Genomic DNA, 21,791 nt, shown 5'->3' with positions numbered 1-21,791 from the left:
CTTTTTAGCTGATGGTTGGAGTATCAAGTGAAATATAATTGATCACTTTTCCGAATCGATAATTGATTATTACGGATGGACTGCCATCCTGATTATATTTAATCCATTGACCATCTGGTTTCCCATTTAAGAAAATTCCTTTACAACTTATCAAACCGTTTCCGTGATACCATACCCATTCGCCTGTAGGTTCGTCATCATCAAAATTACCTGAACATTCTAACCCGCCATTTTCATAATAATATTTCCAGTTACCATCGTTTTTATTTTTATTCATATATCCTTTTACTGCATAAGTTCCATCCATCTTTAAAAGATGAAACTCACCTTGTTTGAATCCGTTGACGACATTAAACTCGACTATTAATTTATTATCAAGAGTATCAAGCATCTTACCTGTGAATGGAATATCTGTATCCTGCGTATAAATCATCTCGTTCTCAAATGAAGTTTTATTTTGGTTAGATGGGGTTGTAAAAGATTCATGAATTAAAATCATAGCCAAGAATAGTATCACTACTATTTCAACAGCAATAATAGCCGAAAATAATTTTATTTTATTCATTAACAAGTAGCCCTTAATGTTTAAGTGCACGATTGAAATAGTTTAACATGAGGCTGAATTATTACCTAATAAACGCTATCGTTGATTAGCAAGGATTGTTCCAGCGAGAATCTGGCTGCCGTGATGAAAATTGTCAGATGGATTATTTATTTGTTTTGTTCTGATACGATACGTAATGAGTTACTCAATAATGATACAGTAAAATTGATTATAAATATTCAAACCGTCAAAATCATACTCACATATTCTTTTTTTTCTAAAAAACTGTTGGCACATTTATTGGCAAAAAGCACCATAGAAAATCTCTTTTCGAGGGCAAAATGAATAACTTTGAATTAAGACATCAAAACGATTACGTGATTGCATCCATCAATCTTGATAAAGCTACGTTTCAAGAAGCAATAGAATTCAAGAGTTTAATTGATGATGAATTAGATAAAGGATATCACAATATTGTTATATCATTAAATGAGTGCGATTTTTTGGACTCTGCATTCATTGGTGTACTTGTTGTAATTTGGAGAAAAGTGAAAGTAAAAGGTGGTTCTTTAAAACTGGTTAAACCGGGAAATTTTAATCACTCAGTCCTTCATCTCACAGGTGCGATTGAGATATTCGAAAAATATGATTCAGTACTGGAAGCATTAGCAAGTTCTACCTCTCCCGCGTAGGAAAATAAAATTCATTTCAAAATCAATTTAAAATAAGATCCTATCTCGCATTAATCATTCACTGAACTTTCCGGCGAATAGTCACATTACCGAAATTGTTGAACTTAATCTCTATTTTATAATCTTAGGATTGATAAAAAGCATGATCAGATCTAATCTTATTTAGATTAATCATGTTCTTTAAGAGCAGGTTAGTTCAGGATTGATGAGCACCAATTAAAATATAAACCGTCACTAAAGTAACAATTGAAAAGATGATAATTCCGATTAGCATAGATATCCTCTGAAACTCATTGATGAATACAATTCACCAGTAATTAAATTATTTATTTATGACACAGGAGCTTTTTGCCCTCGCTCCATGAAATAGTATTCTTGCGAATGACGTTATTATACTGCAATAAATATACCGTATTCGTACTACTAATTAGAATTAAATTAAAGTGGATTCAACATATTGAAATGAGTTATTTATTATTTTGAAACTAAAACTCTAATTCATTAACAAAATGAAACATTAAATATTAACCAGGAAAGAAATATTTTTGAAAGTAAAGTGAATCAAATTATTTTTCAGGAGTGAATAATAATTGCTCAAAATTCTGCGGGCGTAACTCAGTTGGTAGAGTGTCAGCTTCCCAAGCTGGATGTCGCGGGTTCGAACCCCGTCGCCCGCTCATAATGTAAAATCGTTTGCTTTTTTAGTCTATTAGTTTGATATTTGTGCCCACAATTAAAGGGAGCTTAGCTCAGCTGGTTCAGAGCACCTGCCTTACAAGCAGGGGGTCATAGGTTCGAATCCTATAGCTCCCACAAAATCCATAATCTTCATTTATCATTACAAATCTATTCACTCATTCGTTTTCTAAATATACTAATCCATTGTTTTCAATAACAAAAATCAGAGTGTCAAAGGTTCTGCCAAAGGCATTCCTATGGAAGAATCCTTTAGCCCCCACAAACTTCACGATCTTCATTTAACCATCTTCATTTATCATTACAAATCTATTCACTCATTCGTTTTCTAAATATACTAATCCATTGTTTTCAATAACAAAAATCAGAGTGTCAAAGGTTCTGCCAAAGGCATTCCTATGGAAGAATCCTATAGCTCCCACAAATCCGATATGGTTCATGAATATAACTTCTTAAAAGTTCAATGGATTTGCGGTCATAGCTAACTCCATTATAATACTTCTAATAACCAATCTGGAATTTAAATAAACCGTAGTTCGTTATTAATTTATTTCCTGTAGCTAAATTGTTTTCCTGATCGTAATTGTATATTAAATAAAAAATAAAATCCCGAATGGGTTCAATTCTGAAACCAACCTGAAAAATATTTTGGTTGAATCGTTCACCATCGAGAAAATAAGCGTTTTCAAATTCCGGATTAGGTCCGGTTGAAACATTGATATCTCCACCTACATTTTTAATTAGATTTCCTTGTTCATCATAAAGATTCTCACCTTTTCTAACAAACCGGTAGTTTAGCGTTACTCTCATCCAATCATTAAGATTATATGCAAGTTCACTAAATATTTCATCAGCATTTGGTCCAATAGGATGACCCAAATTTGTTCCCCACGACGAGTATGTATTTTGTGCATTCACATGTGTATATACGAACGGACGGATTTTTGTATATTCAAGTTTCATAGAGAGATCATTCAGTGAAAGTGCTTCATACCAGAAAATTCCCAATTGATAAGCTGTTTTATTTTTATAGCTATCGAAGTTTTGAAGATTTGACAGAATGTTTTCATCCAGAAAAAACGTGCCTTGTAGTTCTAAATTCGGAATGAAGCTCGTCTGAATATCAAAATACAAATTTGCGTTATCACGATCCTGCAGTTCCATTTCAACAAATTTGTAAAATGCCAGAGGCGAAGCATAACCCAATTCGAAACCCCGTCCGGAATAGATTATATTCTCACCAATTCCTATATCAAATAAGTTTTCGAATGAAAATTTTAATCTGTTGAATGCCCAATATTTAGTATATCTTTCATCCATATTGTAGGAGAAATCACCAACGGTTGAACCATGTATTGATGAAAAACTTGCAATCCCATAATTCAATCCGAACTCAATAAAATCAAGAGGCGGGCTGTCGCCAGATAATACCAGTTTGCTTCCATATCCATAGCCTACAGTTTTATACTCTCTACCTATTTCAATGAAAAGATTCATATCATCAACTGGATTTGTAAGGTATTTAATGTATCCGTCAACGAATTCATAATTACCAATGTTTTCAGCATCTTCAACCCATTTAAAAGTTTGTTTAATTCTTGGATCTATTAATTCAGCAACTTGTTTGTTACCAGCAGCTCCTCCTTTTATTACTGCCATGTTGTAACCTAAATGATTAAATAATGTACCATGAAATCTGAAACCAATATCAAACAAATGGGCATTATTAATTGATGGTCGAAATTGCTGGCCATAATAATAATGTCCGAGCAAGTTTAGAAATACATTAGCATTTTCTCCGGAGTAAGCATAAATATATTTCACCTTATCAGAAAATGTTTCCGAAAGGCTTGTTAAAAAATTATTTTCAGGATGAAAAAAATAAGTTGAGTTGTTAATATCTGTTAATTCGTAGAACTCCGCTTTATATCTATTCAATAATTTTATTTCTGTGGCGCTTAAACTTTCCAGTTTTTCTTCAACAATTTGTAAATATATCTTCACCTGAAATCTTGAAAGATTAGGAACATCTTCATTTATATATGGAATAATTTTTTTTACTTTCATTTCTTTAAGGAATATATATACCGGATGTGTCAGTGGAACGTTTTCTATCTGAGCGGATATTTCATTTCCAATAAAAAAGAAGGCAAGTAATGTTAATATTATAAATGTTCTCATATTTAATACGTATTGATATAATTATTACCATTAAATATAGTAATACAGTTTTTGAATGAGTAATAAAGAATTTTTATAAAATGAGGATAAAGGAAAATGAGATTTATCTTTTAGATGAGAGATTTTTCGAAACAGAAGAAATTAAATAGCATCACTTAAGAAAAATTGCAGTTATCTATCTTCAATATCTATGAAAGGTGCTTGAATAAATTCTGGTTTTGGTAAAAGTAAATATCTTGCCTGATTATATTGCAGTTGTGCCATACCAGCGTAATTGTCTGTCTTCACTAATTTGTTCATCTGATATTCGAGTAGATTTTCACTGTCATCGATTATTAAATAGTTCTGAATTTCAGGATGATTGTCTAGCCATAATTTAATTTCTTTACCACGGCTAACAGGACGCAGAATTGGTGTGTGCCAATCAGAATGTAAATAGGGGCTGAGGTTACTTTCTTGAAGCTCCTTTTTAAGTCGATCAATTATACCATTTCGCCAGGTAGATGTAATTACTATCTGCAGAGAAAATTCTTCTACTAATCTTTTTATAAGTACAACACAATATGGATCGAACCGGCTATGACCCTCTTCTGGTTTGTAGATATACTTGTAATAAATTTTTGAATTCAAAACCCCATCAATATCCAAGAAAAGAATTTTTTGATCCATTGTTGATTACTTGAGAAAAGTTAATTTTTGTTGAATATATAAATATTATTTCACCAAAAACTTTTCCATTTAAGTGCCAGTAAAATGGTATCCTCATTAAATCTTATTGAACAGATTTCGTAAAAGTTTCCGTTTGATAAGTAAATAAATCATCACTTGCAGTTGAATTAATTAAAAAAATATTCTGAGGTGCAAAATCTGGCGGGATAAAATTCTATCAAAATCTTGAAAGGTCAGCAATGTGTGAATTTATCAACGAAACCGATCTGTCTCCACTTCGTATCAATGAAACAGACGAGACTTCCCGACTAGTCGGGACAACCTCCTGCGTGAATTAATTCTTCAATATAAACTCTACTTTTCTTTCGTTTTATTTCCTTTTCTCTTTTCATAGCTTCGGACTTAGTGTAGAATTCTTCTCTATAAACCAACTTCCACGGAATTCCTCGGGAACTGAATTTACCCCAACCAGAATTATGTCTTTCGATACGTAATTTTAAATCGGATGTGTAACCGATATAATATTTATCAATTGAAGATGAATATATGATGTACGTATAATACATAAATAAAAAAACTCACCGATTATGATGAGTTTTTGCGGGGCCGACGAGACTTCCCGACTAGTCGGGACGACCTCCTGAGTGAATTAATTCTTCAATATAAACTCTACTTTTCTTTCGTTTTATTTCCTTTTCTCTTTTCATAGCTTCGGACTTAGTGTAGAATTCTTCTCTATAAACCAACTTCCACGGAATTCCTCGGGAACTGAATTTACCCCAACCAGAATTATGTCTTTCGATACGTAATTTTAAATCGGATGTGTAACCGATATAATATTTATCAATTGAAGATGAATATATGATGTACGTATAATACATAAATAAAAAAACTCACCGATTATGATGAGTTTTTGCGGGGCCGACGAGACTTCCCGACTAGTCGGGACGACCTCCTGAGTGAATTAATTCTTCAATATAAACTCTACTTTTCTTTCGTTTTATTTCCTTTTCTCTTTTCATAGCTTCGGACTTAGTGTAGAATTCTTCTCTATAAACCAACTTCCACGGAATTCCTCGGGAACTGAATTTACCCCAACCAGAATTATGTCTTTCGATACGTAATTTTAAATCGGATGTGTAACCGATATAATATTTATCAATTGAAGATGAATATATGATGTACGTATAATACATAAATAAAAAAACTCACCGATTATGATGAGTTTTTGCGGGGCCGACGAGACTTCCCGACTAGTCGGGACGACCTCCTGAGTGAATTAATTCTTCAATATAAACTCTACTTTTCTTTCGTTTTATTTCCTTTTCTCTTTTCATAGCTTCGGACTTAGTGTAGAATTCTTCTCTATAAACCAACTTCCACGGAATTCCTCGGGAACTGAATTTACCCCAACCAGAATTATGTCTTTCGATACGTAATTTTAAATCGGATGTGTAACCGATATAATATTTATCAATTGAAGATGAATATATGATGTACGTATAATACATAAATAAAAAAAACTCACCGATTATGATGAGTTTTTGCGGGGCGACGAGACTTCCCGACTAGTCGGGACGACCTCCTGAGTGAATTAATTCTTCAATATAAACTCTACTTTTCTTTCGTTTTATTTCCTTTTCTCTTTTCATAGCTTCGGACTTAGTGTAGAATTCTTCTCTATAAACCAACTTCCACGGAATTCCTCGGGAACTGAATTTACCCCAACCAGAATTATGTCTTTCGATACGTAATTTTAAATCGGATGTGTAACCGATATAATATTTATCAATTGAAGATGAATATATGATGTACGTATAATACATAAATAAAAAAACTCACCGATTATGATGAGTTTTTGCGGGGCCGACGAGACTCGAACTCGCGACCTCCTGCGTGACAGGCAGGCGTTCTAACCAAACTGAACTACGACCCCGTGTTTAAAATTCTAACAACAACCAATAAATTTCAAACATTAACGTTTGAAAAAAGCAGCCCAAATATATAGCCTTACAACCCCAAAATCAATAAATACTCATTGAAGAATTATTCATTTTTCATCACCGAAACTAATTCCAATTGCACGTGCTGTTAACACAGCTTGATTATCTGGTTTTACTAATTTTTGTTTCGATATAGCTTCAGAAATATCAACTCCAACTATTTCGTCACCGCGCAGCGCAGCCATCTTTCCGAATTTTTTCTTTGCTGCAAGACTAATCGCAAAAGCACCAAACTTTGTAGCTAATATTCTATCGTAAGGAGTAGGACTTCCCCCTCTTTGCAAATGACCAAGAACTGTTACACGAGTTTCTCTGCCTGTATTCTTTTCGATGTTGTCTGCAACTACTTTTCCAATTCCGCCGAGTTGAATAGGGTCAGTTCGTTTAGGATCTGTTCCTTTTGTTACTAATTCTCCTCCAATTGGTTTTGCTCCTTCAGCAACACAGACCAGACTAAATCTTTTTCCCTGAAGATCCCGTTTATGAATTTTATCATAAACACATTCCCAAGAGAATGGAAACTCAGGAATTAGTATTAAATCTGCACCGCCTGCCAAACCACCATGAAGAGCAATCCATCCAGCATATCTTCCCATAACTTCAACGACTATTACGCGATGATGTGCAGATGCAGTTGTATGCAATCTGTCCAAGGCTTCTGATACAACATAAACTGCTGAATCATGACCGAAAGTCATGTCAGTAGCTTCCAGATCATTGTCGATAGTTTTAGGAACTCCAACTATGTTGATTCCCAATTCCATTAATTTCTTACAGATGTGCATGGTTCCATCTCCACCGATAGCAATCACTGCATCGAGATCCAATGCTTTGTAATTGCGCAAAACTTTCTGAGATTTATCTACAATTTCTATTTTACCATCCTTCTCAACAGGCCAGTGAAATGGGTCTCCTTTATTCGATGAACCGAGAATAGTTCCACCGTGTGAAAGTATTCCTGAAACATCCTCATTTCGTAACTCAATAGTTTTTCCTTCTACAAATCCTTCAAAACCATCAAGTATTCCAAAAACCGTCATACCATGATCATGAGCTGGTTTCGTAACACCACGAATCACTGCATTTAGACCGGGACAATCGCCGCCACCGGTTAATATTCCTATTTTTCTTACTTCCGAATTGCTGTCCATTATTTTTCCTTACTGATTAAAAACTTTACGTGAAGTTTTGAAATGAAGCTTAACCAGCTTCTTTACTATTTCTTCCCCAAATTTAGCCCGAAGCTTTGCTGCTGAGAGTTCAACTTCGTTAGATGCTCCTTTAGGAATTTCAAAATTAAATTTTTTGCTGTGAATCTTAAACCAATTTATTACAGCATCACGAGCGAGAACGGATGCAGCAGCAACAGCAATAAATTTCTCAGCTTTTGTAACTTGATTGAGATTGATTTGCCTCCCCTTCTGCTGCAATGAATCAAATATTATTTTTTCGCTTCCAAATTTATCACTGATAGCATATTCAGCTTTGCATTTGTTGAGCAAATTTTCAATAACTTTTGCATGAGCCCAGCCCATAATCAAATTCAGATTTCCCATCTTTTCATATAATTGATTATACTTTTCAGGACTTATAATCACTAAATCATAAACGACCTCATCAAATTTAACTAAATGAGAAGCAAGAAATTTTATTTGAGGATCGCTCAACTCTTTACTATCCCTGATCCCCAATTGTTTTAATTCAATTCCGGCTGTCGGCGTAACATAAACTCCGGCAATTACCAAGGGACCGAAGAAATCACCTTTACCAGATTCATCAAGTACCGATGTACGGATAAGCTGGTTCAACATCTAATTTATCTTCCCGAATCAATCGTTCTCCAAAAATTAAATCATTCACTTCTCTATAAATTTTCAGATCTTTATTTCCCTGAATTACAATTTTGTTTCCCTTCTTTCCGAAGAAAACGAGGAGAGAAATTTTTTCATTTCTTTTACTTATGAAAACCTGATACGAATATTCATTTTTAATGGGTTCAGATACTTTAAAATTTTCCTGAGTGAGAATTCGAATATATCGGGATAATATACTTAAGGCAGTTTCTTCTTTAGAATTCAATTAATGATTAGCTCGATTAGAAAATTTGTAACAATAACAAAATATTGAATGTGAATATCCGCAAATTAGATTTCTTTTCAAATAATATTAATTGTATGCATTGACAATCGTCATAGCATATTGTAGTTTAGCCTGTAGAAATTATTGATTATTCAACAACAAACAGCGAGTAATTATGAAAAGGATAGCAATTTTTTGCATAATGTTTTTTGTTTGCGTTACTATGTTCGCACAAACCGATATGAGTCCGAAATTAACAGATAAAGAAATTGCTGATCTCACAAATAAACTTGGGATGAAACTCTTACTAAATGATTCACAGAAAACTGCAGTAACAGACTTGCTTAAAACTTACGGGAGTGAACTACAAAAAATAACTGCCGGTTCAGGTGAGATCAGATACAAGGATAAACAAGATCTTATCTCTTCAATTAATACTAAGATTGAATCTCTTCTTGATTCAAAGCAGAAAATGAAATATGACGTTCTTGAAAAAGATTGGTGGAGTTTAGTAATGACAGCCGGGAGCGAATAGAATTTAAACGGGGGATTATTGTTGAAATAGACCTTTAGAATATTTTGAATTAACAATTACGAATATCTGCCCTCGGACTATTTTAGTTCCACAAGAATAAATTTTGACCCTTTCGAAGGGTTCTCCCCTGCCCTTTGAAGCAAAAAGGGTCGGCGCCCAGTGTTACCCCAACACTGGGTCGTTTTTAAAGTTATAAATTGATGAACTTTTAGGTGATAAAGAATAATTTTTTAGGTAAGATTTAGCAAAGATGCACACTTTACAACAGCAGTTTCGCTTCTAAGCCGGTGCGGAGATAAAGTGAATTGATTTTCAGAATTTACTTTTTCTATTTCAGATTTATGAAATCCACGCTTCAGGTCCAAATAAAAAGTAGGTAGTTTCTTTATTGTTTACTGTTCCATCGTATTTTTTACCTGCACTCTGATCGAATAAAAACTTATTACCATCAAGATTCATTATCTCACCAAAAGATGAAGATAAAATCTGTGGAATGAAAGCTCTAAGTGATTGCTTCATTGCTGCAAGAACAGTTTTCTGAAATTTATGAGGAATAACTTTTGTCGAGACTGCATTCCTCGAAGTGAAAAGTATGAAATTAATTATTCCAAGTTCGACGCATTTTTCAAAAGCAAATTTAAGGCGATCAGGTTTTTTTAACGAAGGGATGCAAAACCAAATATTTCCTGATTCATTTAGCTGCTTTTTGCTGTCAACAATCAGTGCACTTAATTCACTTTTTTGAATTGAAATAATTTTTGAAGTATATATTATTCCCTGACCATCGGTAACATATAGTGTATCACCAATCTTGTTTCTCATCACATTTGTTGAATGATGGAATTCATCTCCTGAAAGGATTAATTTATCATCTCGGATTAATTCTGCTGGTGTATAATACAATTCTATATCAGAAAGATGCGCCAAGATCGAAAATCCATTCTGTGTGACCATTATCGTTTATCGCAAATTCGAGTCTGAAAATAAAATAAGGAAGAAGCAGAAATGATATACCTGTCCCATATCCGGTATAAAAATTTTTAATCATAAATGGATCGCCATTGTTTCGTGTTACACCCGTATCACCAAATAATCCTGCGATTATTGCAACACGATACGATAATAACGAATTCGGTAAGAGTGGGATCCAATAGAGATTAATTCTCGTCTCTTCAATAATTGGATAGTTTATTTCAACTGAGCCCAAAAATCTATCGTTACCCTCACTTTCAGTATTATGAAAATAGCCGCGGACACGTTCTGAATAACCGAGGAAAGAATAATCATAATACGGTACAGTTTTACCCGCAGTATGTCTTAAGGAAACACGCCACTTTGCAGTGAATTTTTCTATAATTTTTCTGTACTCTCTGAAATCTAAATCTGCAACCCGGTAATTAATTCCGTTGATACCCAATCCTTTAAATTCTAAACTTGCAAGTGCATAAATTCCATCAGCAGCATATAGTGATAAATCTCTTGTATCATAAACATAACTTACTCCGGCAACAACTGTTCTGTCAATGCTACTTTCAGATGCATTAACTCCATGTATGTAAAAAGGAGTTTCTACATAATCAAAACCTGTTCTGAGATATGCCCAATGATAATTCCCAAATCTTTTGCCCAATTGAACTCTGGAACTAAAATTCTTCTGCTCGAATTGTTTACCATAAAGTTGTTCAGCCTGAGAACTTTTATTTGTAGATGTACTAAAACCAAGCTTTACTTGAAAATTCAAATTATGATTGTAGGATATATTCGGATTGAAATATGAGAACCCAAACGATGGATCATAACCAAATGCTGCGTAACCGCTTAAAGTTTCATTCCTGCCTCTGAAGTTCAATAACGAAACAGCAAGACCGTAAGAAATTTTATTCCAGTCTTTATCTTTTAGATTAACAAATGGCAGCGGATAAATATACCAGCTTTCTTCAATTTCAATTCGTAAAAAGTTTTTTCCGTTATATAAGAATGGCACAAGTTTAACTTCATTAAATATTCTTAAACTATAAATACGTTCACGATTGTATGATGCAAGATGGTAATTAAGCGTATCGCCGATACCGAATGTTAATTCTCTCAGGATTATAAAATCTTCAGTGATATCATTACCGGTGATTAATATAGAATCAACGATAATAGAATATTCACCTTCATAAAACAAAGTATCGGATTGAGCCTGGAGAAAGATGGGAGTAAAAAAAAGGAAGATCATTTTCATTAATGTGAAAGATTTCATCTTCCTTTGCAGAAAAAGATTCAATATATATTTAAATGATTGTTTCAGCTTATTTTTTTAATTATACGTAAACAAAATAATCATCATACTGAAACATTCAAGTTAATTTATTTTTCTATTGAGTAACTGTTTCCTGTATGTATTCTTCAATTGGTAAACAACTGCATACAAGATTTCTGTCTCCATAAGCGTTGTCAACTCGTCGAACAGTTGGCCAGAACTTTCCATCTCGTGTAAAAGGTAATGGATAAGCAGCCTTTTCTCTTTTGTATGAATATTTCCAATCATCAGAAATAACAGAGTTCATTGTATGAGGAGAATTTTTCAGCACATTATCTTCTTTGCTGTATTTACCTTCCTCGATTTCACGAATTTCTTCTCTGATAGAAAGAAGTGCTTCGCAATACCGGTCAATTTCTGCTTTTGATTCGCTTTCAGTCGGTTCAACCATCAATGTTCCAGGAACCGGAAATGAAACTGTTGGTGCGTGGAATCCATAATCCATTAATCGTTTTGCAATGTCTTCGACTTCAATATTACAGGAATGTTTAAACTCGCGCATATCAAAAATTAATTCGTGTCCAACTCTTCCGTTTAATCCTGTATAAAGAACTTTGAAAGTATCTTTTAGTTTTGCCATCATATAATTCGCATTCAGAATTGCTGCTTTGGAAGTTAAAGTTAATCCTTCTGTACCCATCAATTTAATATACGCATAGGAGATAAGAGTGATAAGTGCACTTCCCCAAGGAGCAGCAGAAACGGCAGTAATTGATTTATCCCGATTAATATTTACTACCGGATGTCCAGGTAAAAAAGGAACAAGATGTTTGGCAACAGCTATCGGTCCGGCTCCGGGTCCACCCCCGCCGTGAGGAATACAGAAAGTTTTATGCAGATTTAGATGACAAACATCAGCACCAATTAATCCGGGATTAGTAAGACCAAGCTGCGCATTCAGATTTGCACCATCCATATAGACCTGTCCGCCATTGTTGTGAATGGTTTTACAAATTTCGATAACGCTTTCTTCAAACACACCATGAGTTGATGGATAAGTAATCATCAAAGCAGAAAGATTTTGTTTGTGCTCTTCTGCTCTTGCTTTCAAATCACTTACATCAATATTTCCTCGATCATCGCATTTCACAACAACTACTTTCATTCCTGCCATAACTGCACTTGCTGGATTTGTCCCGTGAGCTGATGAAGGAATCAGAACAACATTCCTGTTTGATTGTCCCTGATCTTTCTGATATGCCCTGATAACCATCAAGCCAGCATATTCACCCTGTGCACCTGAATTTGGCTGCAATGAAACAGCTTCGAGACCAGTAATTTCAGCAAGATCTTTTTCAAGTTCATTAAATATTTCGTGATAACCTTCCGCCTGATCTTTCGGAACAAACGGATGAATATGCGCAAACTCATCCCATGTAATTGCAGTCATTTCAGTTGTTGCATTTAATTTCATAGTACACGAACCAAGCGGAATCATGGAATGTGCGAGTGATAAATCTTTATTTTCCAGTTTCTTCATATATCGAAGGAGTTCGGTTTCCGTTCTGTACATTTTGAAAACCGGATGAGTAAGATATGAAGAAGTTCTTGGCAGAAGAATTTCGTTACCCTTATCCGCAGCAGCAAAATATTCTCTCAATAATTTATCATCGAACGATTTACCTGTAATCTTTCCAAATATTTCAAATAGTTTTTTGATATCTCTCTCTTCAACCGTTTCAGCAAATGAAATTCCTATATGAGTATCGTTGATGTATCTGAAATTAACCTGGCGTTTTAATGCTTCTGCTTTGATTTTTTCGAGCATAACTTTATCAGTTTCAATCAGAAGAGTATCAAAGAAAGATTTATTTAATTGTTTGAACCCAAAATACTTTAACGCAAGATTGAACATCTTTGCAAACTTATTAATTCTGAGAGCAATCGCTTTCAATCCTTCAGCGCCGTGATAAACAGCATAAAACCCGGCTATAACTGCGAGCAGCACCTGAGCAGTACAAATATTACTAGTTGCTCTTTCACGTTTTATGTGTTGTTCTCTTGTTTGCAAAGCCATCCTCAATGCACGATTGTTATCTGCATCAATCGAAACTCCGATAATTCTTCCGGGAATATTTCGTTTATATTCTTCTCTTGTTGCAAAGTACGCAGCGTGTGGTCCGCCAAGCCCCATTGGAATTCCAAACCTTTGTGAATTGCCTACGACACAATCAGCACCAAATTCTCCCGGTGGTTTTAATATTGTCAGACTCAATAAATCAGCAGCAACTATCTTAAATATTTTCTTTTCACTTGCTTGTTGAAACATTGAAGTGTAATCTTTTACTTCACCATAACCCGCCGGATACTGGACTAATATTCCAAAAATATCATCAGTAAGCAGAGCATCTTGTGTACGACCAATTCTAATTTCAATTCCAAGTGGATTTGATCTCGTCTTTAGAACATCCAGAGTTTGAGGATAGACTTCTTCGGAGACAAAAAATACATTTGCATTCTTTTTTTCTTTCGGACGAAGCGAATAAAACATATGCATTGCTTCAGCAGCGGCTGTTCCCTCATCAAGCAAAGAAGCATTTGCAATTTCCATTGCTGTCAAATCTGAAATAACAGTTTGAAAATTCAATAATGCTTCAAGTCTGCCCTGCGCAATTTCTGCCTGATACGGTGTATATTGAGTGTACCAGCCGGGATTTTCAAGAATATTTCTTTGAATTACTGTTGGAAGTATTGAAGGATAATATCCCATTCCGATGTATGATTTATACACTTTATTCTTGAGTGAAATATTTTTTAAGTCCTCCAAAAAGATATGTTCATTTACAGGAGGATTTAATGCTGACGGTTCTTTAAGTCTGATATTTTCAGGTACTGTTTGATCAATTAAATCATCTACTGAACTGACACCACAGGCTTTTGCCATTTCGTTTCTTTCATATTGATTTGGACCGATATGCCTGTCAACAAATTTATCGGGGTTATCGAATTCTTTCATTGGCTGCTTTCTTTGAATAATATGTGAGTATTAAGAACAGAAAAATTTTTGTATGATAAATTTAAGGAAATAAGTGAAATTAATTGAAGCAGAAATTGGAGGATATGCAGTGAATCAGAAATTCAAATTCTCTTCAGCGCAACCTGTGCAGCATTCTGCTCAGCTTCTTTTTTGCTTTTGCCTTTACCTTCACCAAGAACTTTTTCTCCAATGATCACTTCAGCGGTGAAGGTTTTATCGTGGTGAGGTCCATCTTCACTCACTATCTGGTAAACTGGTATTGCAAGTTTATTCGCCTGTGCATATTCAAGAAGCTGACTTTTATAATTTTCATCTATGAGATGATCGCCGTTCTTTAGTGCAGGTTCAAGAATTTTCTTCTGAATGAACTGCTTGCAGGTCTCAATTCCTTTATCTAGATAGATTGCACCAATTAAAGCTTCAAGTGCATCTGATAGCATTGATTTGGAATTGTGCGTAATTGACTTTGGAAGACTACTGCTCAAGATTAATAATTCAGCAAGATCCATATCTTCGGCAACAAGGCTTAATGCATTCCTGTTAACCAGCTTTGCTCTTACTTTAGTGAGAAATCCTTCTTCTTCATTCGGAAATTTGTTGAATAAGTATTCACCGATAATGAGATTCAGAACAGAATCCCCCAAAAACTCAAGCCGTTCATTAGAAAAAGAGAATTGTTCATTTTCCTCAAGGAAAGAGCGGTGAATAAGTGCTTCAACGTAAATCTTCTTATTACCAATTGTTGTCCCGATCATTTTTTCAAGCTGATTAAATTTTTCCTGTGGAAATGAGAATTGAGTTTCCGATGAAGTGAACTCTTTTTTTTGCGGCTTAAAAAATTCGAAAAATCGCGAGAAGCCAGAAGTCAAATTTATTTCTCAAATTTTTTGAACAATAGAGAAGCATTATGACCACCAAACCCAAATGTGTTGCTTATTGCGTACTTAATTTCCTTTTTAGTAGCACTAAGCGGACTATAATTCAAATCACATACAGGGTCAGGATTAGTAAGGTTAATTGTTGGAGGAACTAAACTATTTTCAATTGCCAAAACAGTTGCAATAGCTTCTATTCCGCCTGCTGCACCAAGTAAATGCCCTGTCATAGATTTAGTGGAATCAACGATCAATTTATATGCATGATCACCAAACAAATTTTTTATTGCTTTTGATTCGTTAAGATCATTTAGTTCAGTAGAAGTTCCGTGAGCATTTATGAAATCTATTTCCTCTTTAGCAATACCTGCATCTCTGATTGCTTCTCTCATAGATCTGAAAGCACCTTCACCTTCAGGAGCTGGTGCGGTTATATGATGAGCATCGCCTGTAAGTCCGACACCAATAATTTCACCGTGAATTTTTGCACCGCGACTTACAGCATGATCATAATCTTCTAATATAAGAGTTCCGGCTCCTTCGCCCATAACAAAACCATTCCTGTCTTTATCAAAAGGACGGGAAGCTTCTTTATAACGATCATTCCATTCTGACAAAGCCTGCATAGAATTGAATCCGCCGATTGAAACTTCGGTAATTGCAGCTTCTGAACCGCCGCACATCATTAAATCAACACTACCTCTCTGAATTAGAAAGAAAGCATCAGCAATTGCGTGTGAAGCAGTAGCACAGGCAGAAGTTGTAGCATAGTTTGGTCCTTTCAAACCAAACCTGATGGAAATTTGTCCGGCAGCGATATCAGAGATCATCATAGGGATAAAGAAAGGGCTGATCTTATGGGGATCCAGCCCATTGAAGAAATTAAAATGCTGTTCCTGCAATGTTTTCATTCCACCAATCCCACTTCCATAAATAACACCAAAGCGGTCTCTGTCAATTTTATCAAGGTCAAGTCCTGAATCTTTCATTGCCATATCAGAAGTTGCCACAGCAAACTGGCAAAACCGATCCATCCGTCTTGCAGCTTTTTTATCAAAATAATCTTCTGGTTTGAAGTTCTTTACTTCAGCAGCAAATTTCGTATCGAATTTTGTAGTGTCGAAATGAGTTATGAGATCTACTCCGTTTCTCCCTTCAATCAAAGCCTGCCAATATTCCTGCAAACCAATTCCAATAGGCGAAACTACACCCATACCAGTAATTACGACACGCCTTTTTTTATACATATAATTCTCCCGGGAAACGAATAGATTTCATCTTAAATCGAAAGAAATGATAAAATAGTAAAACTATAAAGATTAGCTTAACTTTTCAGTTAAATATTTAACAGCATCGCCGACTGTTCCGATTTTTTCAGCATCCTCATCCGGGATGGAAACTGAAAATGCACTTTCGAAGCCCATTACAAGTTCAACGATATCCAACGAATCAGCTCCCAAATCGTTAATGAATGAAGCTGTAGGTGTAATCTGAGATTCTTCAACACCCAGCTTATCCATTATTATCTCTTTTACTTTAGCTTCAACGTCCATTTTAACTCTCCTAAATTAGTTTATGTTTAGAGTATGTTTTATCTAATAATTGTTAATTATTGTTCAAATTTAAGCAAAACAGGATTTATTTAACAATCGATAATCTGTTAAGATGTTACATTGTCATTCCGCCATCAACTGCAATTACCTGCCCGGTAATATAATCAGCTTCAGGGCTGCAAAGAAAACCAACTACTTTTGCTATGTCTTCAGGTTTCCCCATCCGTCCCATCGGAATCATATCTGTTAATTTCTTTCTTTGTTCTTCAGATAATTTTGCAGTCATATCAGTTTCGATATAACCCGGGGCAACAGCATTCACGGTAATATTTCTTGACGCAAGTTCTCTTGCCATAGATTTAGTAAACCCGATTACTCCGGCTTTTGATGCTGCATAATTTGCCTGACCAGGATTTCCTATTATTCCAACTACGGAAGCAATATTAATAATTCTTCCATAACGCTGCTTAATCATATGCCTGATTACAGCTTTTGTATAATTGAAAACACTTTTCAGGTTTGCGTTAATTACATCATCAAACTCTTTTTCAGTCATTCTCAGGAGAAGATTATCACGAGTTATACCAGCATTATTGATCAGGATATCAACACCGCCTAATTTTTCAGCAGCTTCCTGAACTGTTGCTTCAGCCTGTTCAAGTGAAGTTGCATCAGCTTTAAACGCTAAAATTTTTGTAGCCGGATTATGAATTTCAGCCTGCAGTTCTTCGGCACATTCATCGCAACTGTTGTAAATAAAAGCAACATCTGAAAATAAAACACCGCAGCAGCTTTTTGATGCAAGTTCTTTAACAATTGCTCTTCCGATTCCACGAGTTCCACCTGTTACAATAGCTCTTTTATTTTGTGACATCTTCTTTTACTCCGATATTAATTTCGTTCAGATATTCTTCACGATAATTTTTCAACTCCTCAAATCCTTCTTCACCAAGAAAATGTGCTAATTCTTCCCGGCACGCTTCAAACATTGTTAACTTGTTACACGATTCCGTATTACAATTGGGTAGTCTTTCAATATGTTCTGTGTCGATTGTAAGCGCACCTTCAAAAGTGGTCAGTGGAAAAAGAACACAATAAACTGGTTTATATTTCCATTTGTATTCACCTTCCTGCAATGCTATTTTTTGCAGAGTGCAGCGACCATTTTTATCCAGGAAGGTACATTTTCCATTGACTATCTCTGTACCAACTGCAATACCGGATTCAAAGTCATCATCTTTTTCGGGAGGTTCAAACCATTTGCTTACATCTTTAGTTTGTGTCTCATCCATATTATCAATTATTTTATCCTTAATGGAAAGAATAGTTTCATATTCTTTATAATCGGCATAAACTCCATAGTAACAACATTCACCCGGACAATTGCAAATAAATTTATAAGTAAAGATTTGCGGATCGATAAACCAACCATTTATCTTTTTGGAAAACTTTTCGATAGAATTATTCAGATCATTCTGCATTACAAATACTTCTCCACATCTTCAAATTTATCAATACCGAATCTCTTGACATCAGGATTAATTCTTTTAACCAGACCCTGGAGCACATTTCCGGGACCAATTTCGTAAAATTCTTCAACACCATCTTTAATCATATTCATTATTGTTTCTTCCCAACGAACAGGAGCTGTAATCTGTTCATACAATTTGGATTTTATTTCTGAAATACCTTCAACCTGTTTTGCAGTGACATTTGTAAATACAGGAAATTTTGGATTGTAAAAATTTGTGCTGCTGAGTGCAGAATTCAATTTTTCTTTTGCAGAAAGCATTAATGGTGAATGGAATGCAGCGCTGACAACAAGTTCTTTTACCATTTTAGCTCCGGCAGTTTTGCAAAGTTCCATAGCTTTTTTGACTCCATCAACCGAGCCGGATATTACAATTTGTCCAGGTGAATTAAAATTTGCACATTGAACTATTCCTTCTGAGGATGCATCATTGCATAATGATTCAACCTTTCCTGAATCCAGACCAATCACTGCAGCCATAGTACCTTTATTTTCATTTCCAGCTTCCTGCATTGCGACTCCACGTGCTCTTACAAGTTTGATGGCTTCGTGAAACTGAATTGTTCCTGAAGCAACATAAGCAGAATATTCACCAAGAGAATGCCCTGCTGCAGCATCAGCATCAATAGTCCTGATTATGCCGGCAAGGATTACACTGTGGAGAAAAATAGCCGGTTGAGTAAATTGAGTCTGTTTCAGTTCATCTTCCGGACCATTGAACATTATATAAGATAGATTTATACCAAGAATATCATCGGCTGTTTTAATCATCTCTTTTGCTTCAACTGACTTCTCAAAAAGATCTTTTGCCATACCAACGTATTGAGAACCTTGTCCCGGGAAAATGAAAGCTTTTTTACTCATAGTTATTTCGCAGAAATGAAATTAATTAATCAATTGCCCAAACGATATAACAGGCTCCCCAGGTATATCCGGCACCAAATGCTGCTAAGATAAGTTTATCACCTTTTTTAATTTTCCCATTCCTGTAGTATTCAGTCAGACAGGATGGAATTGTAGCAGCCGTTGTGTTTCCATATCTATCAATGTTAATCATAACTTTATCTTTACTTAATCCCATTCGTTCTGCTGTTGCATCAATAATTCTCAAATTAGCCTGGTGAGGAACAAGATATGCGATGTCTTCAGACTTAAGTTTGTTTTGCTGCATCAACTCATACGATACATCAGCCATTCCTTTTACAGCTACTTTGAATACTGCTTTCCCGTCCTGATACAGATAATGTAATTTGCTATCAACAGTATTATGAGTTGGAGGATTTAAACTCCCGCCACCTTTCATGTGAAGTGCAGCTTCACCACTACCATCGACGCGCAAAATGGAATCCTGTAATCCAATTCGTTTATCCTCGGATGGTTCAAGTAAAACTGCGGAAGCACCATCACCAAAAAGGATACAATTATTCCTATCTGTGTAATCAACAATAGAACTCATTTTATCAGCACCGATTACCATTACTTTTTTATACTGTCCGCTTTCAACTAAAGCGCATCCGGTTTGAAATGCAAATAAGAAACCTGAACACGCAGCTTCCAGATCAAAACCCCATGCATTTATCGCACCTATTCTTTTCTGTACAAGACATGCAGTCGCAGGAAAGAACATATCAGGTGTAACGGTGGCGACGATAATACAGTCAATCTCTTCAGGATTAATTTTATGTTTTTTGATTAAATCAAGTGCTGCATTTGTTGCCAGATCGCTGGTTGCACCTTTTTCCAGAATTCTTCTTTCTTTAATCCCCGTGCGCGTTAAAATCCACTCTTCGGTTGTTTCAATAATTGATTCAAAGTATTTATTATCGTACACCTTTTCAGGGAAGTACATACCAACTGCGGACACAATTGCATTATATTTTTTTTCCTGAGCCATTTTATTCCATCGATTAATTTAAAACTGAATATTCTGATATAGCCGTAGTCATTTTTTGAACTAATTGTTTTTGGTGCATTTCATTTGCCCTCAGCACCATATTCTTTATTGCTCTAATACTACTCGAACCGTGACCAATAATACTGATTCCGTTTACACCAAGTAACGGCACTCCACCATATTCCTGGTAATCAAGACTTTTTAATGCTTTTTTGAGAGTACTTTTTGAGAGACCAATCAATATTTTATCAAGAAAACTTTTTTCAGCAGTCTTTGCTAAAAGATACTTCAGAAGTTTTGGTACTGACTCACCAAATTTTAAAATTATGTTTCCAACATAACCATCACAAACAACAACATCAACATTTCCGGTAAGAATATCGCGACCTTCAACATTCCCGATAAAATTCAGTTTAGATTGCCTTAACATTTTAGCTGCAGCTTCACTGACTTCATTTCCTTTTCCTTCTTCTTCACCCATACTCAGCACACCAACTTTAGGATTAGTAACACCACCCATTTCTTTTGCAAAGATAGTTCCCATTACAGCATATTCAAAAAGATGAATTGGTTTTGAATCTTTACTTGCACCGACATCATAGAGATAACAAATTCCGTTTACATTTGGCATTTCCGCACCAATAGTAGGTCTGCCTAAACCAGAAATTCTTCCGATAATCAATGTGGATGCTGCCATCATTGCACCAGTATTTCCCGCACTTACAAAAGCATCCGCCTTTTTATCCCTCACTAATTGAGCACCAATAACAATTGAAGAATTTGGTTTTGCTTTTAACGATGAAGCCGGACTATCTGCCATCTCAATTACTTCATCGGCATTGACGACAAACTCTTCAGGGAACGTAATATTATTTGAGGAAAGTACTTCTTTTATTTTTGATTGTTTCCCGACAAGGTAAAGATCGAAACCTCTGTTTTCAGAATATGCTTCAACAGCTCCAAGCACAGCATTAACAGGAGCAAAATCTCCACCCATTGCATCTACTACAATTCTGCAGCGTGAAGAATTGTCGCCGGAATCTTTCATTTATATAAATTTTTAAAATCAGCTTTTCGGAATGAACATCGAACGACCGCTATAATACCCACACGACGGACAAGCTCTGTGTGTTAGTTTAATTTCTCCGCAATTTGAGCAAACACCCATTGATGGCGCTGTTGCTTTGTAATGAGTTCTTCTTTTATCCCGTCTGCTCTTAGACATTTTACGTTTTGGATTTGGCATTTTATCTCAGA

At 35.2% G+C, this 21,791-nt stretch carries 25 protein-coding genes and 3 tRNA genes; 4 read left to right on the top strand and 24 right to left on the bottom strand.

The window, feature by feature from the left end:
- Nucleotides 1–4 precede the first annotated feature (4 nt).
- The gene (locus HND39_12945; protein QKJ97116.1) at nt 5–565 is read right to left on the bottom strand and encodes a hypothetical protein; all 561 of its coding nucleotides are present in this window, start codon (nt 563–565) and stop codon (nt 5–7) included.
- A gap of 320 nt (nt 566–885) precedes the next feature.
- Between HND39_12945 and HND39_12940 the strand changes: the two genes are divergently transcribed.
- The 3 genes from HND39_12940 (at nt 886) to HND39_12930 (ending at nt 2,049) form a co-directional block, all read left to right on the top strand.
- Nucleotides 886–1,236 (top strand): STAS domain-containing protein, encoded by a 351-nt coding sequence (locus HND39_12940; protein ID QKJ97115.1) that lies wholly within the window; start codon nt 886–888, stop codon nt 1,234–1,236.
- A gap of 604 nt (nt 1,237–1,840) precedes the next feature.
- A tRNA-Gly gene (locus HND39_12935) sits at nt 1,841–1,913 on the top strand.
- A gap of 61 nt (nt 1,914–1,974) precedes the next feature.
- Nucleotides 1,975–2,049, top strand: a tRNA-Val gene (locus HND39_12930).
- Nucleotides 2,050–2,433: 384 nt separating this feature from the next.
- Here the strand turns inward: HND39_12930 and HND39_12925 are convergent.
- From HND39_12925 to HND39_12875, 11 genes are all read right to left on the bottom strand, one after another.
- Nucleotides 2,434–4,113: a hypothetical protein gene (locus HND39_12925; GenBank protein QKJ97114.1), complete on the bottom strand. Its 1,680-nt coding sequence runs from the start codon at nt 4,111–4,113 to the stop codon at nt 2,434–2,436.
- A 171-nt stretch (nt 4,114–4,284) separates the two neighbouring features.
- Nucleotides 4,285–4,743 (bottom strand): hypothetical protein, encoded by a 459-nt coding sequence (locus tag HND39_12920; GenBank protein ID QKJ97113.1) that lies wholly within the window; start codon nt 4,741–4,743, stop codon nt 4,285–4,287.
- Nucleotides 4,744–5,090: 347 nt separating this feature from the next.
- Nucleotides 5,091–5,348, bottom strand: a complete 258-nt coding sequence (locus HND39_12915) for a GIY-YIG nuclease family protein (protein ID QKJ97112.1) — start codon at nt 5,346–5,348, stop codon at nt 5,091–5,093.
- A gap of 57 nt (nt 5,349–5,405) precedes the next feature.
- The gene (locus HND39_12910; protein ID QKJ97111.1) at nt 5,406–5,663 is read right to left on the bottom strand and encodes a GIY-YIG nuclease family protein; all 258 of its coding nucleotides are present in this window, start codon (nt 5,661–5,663) and stop codon (nt 5,406–5,408) included.
- A 57-nt stretch (nt 5,664–5,720) separates the two neighbouring features.
- The gene (locus HND39_12905) at nt 5,721–5,978 is read right to left on the bottom strand and encodes a GIY-YIG nuclease family protein (protein ID QKJ97110.1); all 258 of its coding nucleotides are present in this window, start codon (nt 5,976–5,978) and stop codon (nt 5,721–5,723) included.
- A gap of 57 nt (nt 5,979–6,035) precedes the next feature.
- Nucleotides 6,036–6,293, bottom strand: coding sequence for a GIY-YIG nuclease family protein (locus HND39_12900; protein QKJ97109.1), 258 nt, complete (start codon nt 6,291–6,293; stop codon nt 6,036–6,038).
- A 57-nt stretch (nt 6,294–6,350) separates the two neighbouring features.
- Nucleotides 6,351–6,608 carry a GIY-YIG nuclease family protein gene (locus HND39_12895; GenBank protein ID QKJ97108.1) on the bottom strand — a complete coding sequence of 86 codons (258 nt, stop codon included), beginning with the start codon at nt 6,606–6,608 and terminating at the stop codon, nt 6,351–6,353.
- Nucleotides 6,609–6,643: 35 nt separating this feature from the next.
- Nucleotides 6,644–6,718: transfer RNA gene (locus HND39_12890), tRNA-Asp, on the bottom strand.
- A 114-nt stretch (nt 6,719–6,832) separates the two neighbouring features.
- Nucleotides 6,833–7,936 (bottom strand): ATP-dependent 6-phosphofructokinase, encoded by a 1,104-nt coding sequence (locus HND39_12885; GenBank protein ID QKJ97107.1) that lies wholly within the window; start codon nt 7,934–7,936, stop codon nt 6,833–6,835.
- A gap of 9 nt (nt 7,937–7,945) precedes the next feature.
- A complete protein-coding gene (rnhC, locus tag HND39_12880) occupies nt 7,946–8,596 on the bottom strand; it encodes a ribonuclease HIII (protein ID QKJ97106.1) in 651 nt (216 codons plus the stop codon).
- Entirely contained in the window at nt 8,562–8,864 is a 303-nt protein-coding gene (locus tag HND39_12875) for a hypothetical protein (GenBank protein QKJ97105.1), read from the bottom strand. Before HND39_12875 ends, rnhC begins: the two co-directional genes overlap by 35 nt.
- Before the next feature lie 175 nt (nt 8,865–9,039).
- On the opposite strand from HND39_12875, the gene HND39_12870 reads away from it, so the two are divergent.
- A complete protein-coding gene (locus HND39_12870; protein QKJ97104.1) occupies nt 9,040–9,399 on the top strand; it encodes a hypothetical protein in 360 nt (119 codons plus the stop codon).
- A gap of 339 nt (nt 9,400–9,738) precedes the next feature.
- Here the strand turns inward: HND39_12870 and HND39_12865 are convergent, their stop codons facing one another.
- The 12 genes from HND39_12865 to rpmF all read right to left on the bottom strand — a co-directional run bounded on the left by HND39_12865 (nt 9,739) and on the right by rpmF (nt 21,780).
- On the bottom strand, nt 9,739–10,326 hold the full coding sequence (locus tag HND39_12865) for an RsmE family RNA methyltransferase (GenBank protein ID QKJ97103.1): 588 nt from the start codon (nt 10,324–10,326) through the stop codon (nt 9,739–9,741).
- On the bottom strand, nt 10,310–11,620 hold the full coding sequence (locus HND39_12860) for a BamA/TamA family outer membrane protein (GenBank protein QKJ97102.1): 1,311 nt from the start codon (nt 11,618–11,620) through the stop codon (nt 10,310–10,312). Before HND39_12860 ends, HND39_12865 begins: the two co-directional genes overlap by 17 nt.
- Nucleotides 11,621–11,759: 139 nt before the next feature.
- A complete protein-coding gene (gene gcvP / locus HND39_12855) occupies nt 11,760–14,660 on the bottom strand; it encodes an aminomethyl-transferring glycine dehydrogenase (GenBank protein QKJ97101.1) in 2,901 nt (966 codons plus the stop codon).
- Nucleotides 14,661–14,782: 122 nt separating this feature from the next.
- Nucleotides 14,783–15,436: a ribonuclease III gene (rnc, locus tag HND39_12850; protein ID QKJ97100.1), complete on the bottom strand. Its 654-nt coding sequence runs from the start codon at nt 15,434–15,436 to the stop codon at nt 14,783–14,785.
- A gap of 116 nt (nt 15,437–15,552) precedes the next feature.
- Complete coding sequence (gene fabF / locus HND39_12845; GenBank protein ID QKJ97099.1) at nt 15,553–16,803, bottom strand: beta-ketoacyl-ACP synthase II; 1,251 nt, start codon at nt 16,801–16,803, stop codon at nt 15,553–15,555.
- A 72-nt stretch (nt 16,804–16,875) separates the two neighbouring features.
- Nucleotides 16,876–17,109 (bottom strand): acyl carrier protein, encoded by a 234-nt coding sequence (locus HND39_12840; GenBank protein ID QKJ97098.1) that lies wholly within the window; start codon nt 17,107–17,109, stop codon nt 16,876–16,878.
- Nucleotides 17,110–17,224: 115 nt separating this feature from the next.
- Nucleotides 17,225–17,983: a 3-oxoacyl-[acyl-carrier-protein] reductase gene (gene fabG, locus HND39_12835; protein ID QKJ97097.1), complete on the bottom strand. Its 759-nt coding sequence runs from the start codon at nt 17,981–17,983 to the stop codon at nt 17,225–17,227.
- Nucleotides 17,970–18,566 carry a DUF3109 family protein gene (locus HND39_12830; GenBank protein ID QKJ97999.1) on the bottom strand — a complete coding sequence of 199 codons (597 nt, stop codon included), beginning with the start codon at nt 18,564–18,566 and terminating at the stop codon, nt 17,970–17,972. Before HND39_12830 ends, fabG begins: the two co-directional genes overlap by 14 nt.
- A gap of 23 nt (nt 18,567–18,589) precedes the next feature.
- The gene (gene fabD / locus HND39_12825; GenBank protein ID QKJ97096.1) at nt 18,590–19,504 is read right to left on the bottom strand and encodes an ACP S-malonyltransferase; all 915 of its coding nucleotides are present in this window, start codon (nt 19,502–19,504) and stop codon (nt 18,590–18,592) included.
- 25 nt (nt 19,505–19,529) lie between these two features.
- The gene (locus tag HND39_12820) at nt 19,530–20,534 is read right to left on the bottom strand and encodes a ketoacyl-ACP synthase III (GenBank protein ID QKJ97095.1); all 1,005 of its coding nucleotides are present in this window, start codon (nt 20,532–20,534) and stop codon (nt 19,530–19,532) included.
- A gap of 13 nt (nt 20,535–20,547) precedes the next feature.
- Nucleotides 20,548–21,582 carry a phosphate acyltransferase PlsX gene (plsX, locus tag HND39_12815; GenBank protein ID QKJ97094.1) on the bottom strand — a complete coding sequence of 345 codons (1,035 nt, stop codon included), beginning with the start codon at nt 21,580–21,582 and terminating at the stop codon, nt 20,548–20,550.
- An 18-nt stretch (nt 21,583–21,600) separates the two neighbouring features.
- A complete protein-coding gene (gene rpmF / locus HND39_12810; protein ID QKJ97093.1) occupies nt 21,601–21,780 on the bottom strand; it encodes a 50S ribosomal protein L32 in 180 nt (59 codons plus the stop codon).
- Between the last annotated feature and the right edge of the window lie 11 nt (nt 21,781–21,791).

Source organism: Ignavibacteriota bacterium (genome assembly GCA_013285405.1).
GTDB lineage: Bacteria > Bacteroidota > Ignavibacteria > Ignavibacteriales > Ignavibacteriaceae > IGN2.
Note: the sequence above shows the minus strand (reverse complement) of the source record. Positions and strands in the feature narration are given on the sequence as shown.

Coding starts and splice junctions, on each gene's coding strand:
- HND39_12945 (QKJ97116.1), bottom strand. CDS start 565: ATGAATAAAATAAAATTATTTTCGGCTATTATTGCTGTTGAAATAGTA.
- HND39_12940 (QKJ97115.1), top strand. CDS start 886: ATGAATAACTTTGAATTAAGACATCAAAACGATTACGTGATTGCATCC.
- HND39_12925 (QKJ97114.1), bottom strand. CDS start 4,113: ATGAGAACATTTATAATATTAACATTACTTGCCTTCTTTTTTATTGGA.
- HND39_12915 (QKJ97112.1), bottom strand. CDS start 5,348: ATGTATTATACGTACATCATATATTCATCTTCAATTGATAAATATTAT.
- HND39_12910 (QKJ97111.1), bottom strand. CDS start 5,663: ATGTATTATACGTACATCATATATTCATCTTCAATTGATAAATATTAT.
- HND39_12905 (QKJ97110.1), bottom strand. CDS start 5,978: ATGTATTATACGTACATCATATATTCATCTTCAATTGATAAATATTAT.
- HND39_12900 (QKJ97109.1), bottom strand. CDS start 6,293: ATGTATTATACGTACATCATATATTCATCTTCAATTGATAAATATTAT.
- HND39_12895 (QKJ97108.1), bottom strand. CDS start 6,608: ATGTATTATACGTACATCATATATTCATCTTCAATTGATAAATATTAT.
- HND39_12885 (QKJ97107.1), bottom strand. CDS start 7,936: ATGGACAGCAATTCGGAAGTAAGAAAAATAGGAATATTAACCGGTGGC.
- rnhC (QKJ97106.1), bottom strand. CDS start 8,596: ATGTTGAACCAGCTTATCCGTACATCGGTACTTGATGAATCTGGTAAA.
- HND39_12870 (QKJ97104.1), top strand. CDS start 9,040: ATGAAAAGGATAGCAATTTTTTGCATAATGTTTTTTGTTTGCGTTACT.
- HND39_12860 (QKJ97102.1), bottom strand. CDS start 11,620: ATGATCTTCCTTTTTTTTACTCCCATCTTTCTCCAGGCTCAATCCGAT.
- gcvP (QKJ97101.1), bottom strand. CDS start 14,660: ATGAAAGAATTCGATAACCCCGATAAATTTGTTGACAGGCATATCGGT.
- rnc (QKJ97100.1), bottom strand. CDS start 15,436: ATGATCGGGACAACAATTGGTAATAAGAAGATTTACGTTGAAGCACTT.
- fabF (QKJ97099.1), bottom strand. CDS start 16,803: ATGTATAAAAAAAGGCGTGTCGTAATTACTGGTATGGGTGTAGTTTCG.
- HND39_12840 (QKJ97098.1), bottom strand. CDS start 17,109: ATGGACGTTGAAGCTAAAGTAAAAGAGATAATAATGGATAAGCTGGGT.
- fabG (QKJ97097.1), bottom strand. CDS start 17,983: ATGTCACAAAATAAAAGAGCTATTGTAACAGGTGGAACTCGTGGAATC.
- fabD (QKJ97096.1), bottom strand. CDS start 19,504: ATGAGTAAAAAAGCTTTCATTTTCCCGGGACAAGGTTCTCAATACGTT.
- HND39_12820 (QKJ97095.1), bottom strand. CDS start 20,534: ATGGCTCAGGAAAAAAAATATAATGCAATTGTGTCCGCAGTTGGTATG.
- plsX (QKJ97094.1), bottom strand. CDS start 21,582: ATGAAAGATTCCGGCGACAATTCTTCACGCTGCAGAATTGTAGTAGAT.
- rpmF (QKJ97093.1), bottom strand. CDS start 21,780: ATGCCAAATCCAAAACGTAAAATGTCTAAGAGCAGACGGGATAAAAGA.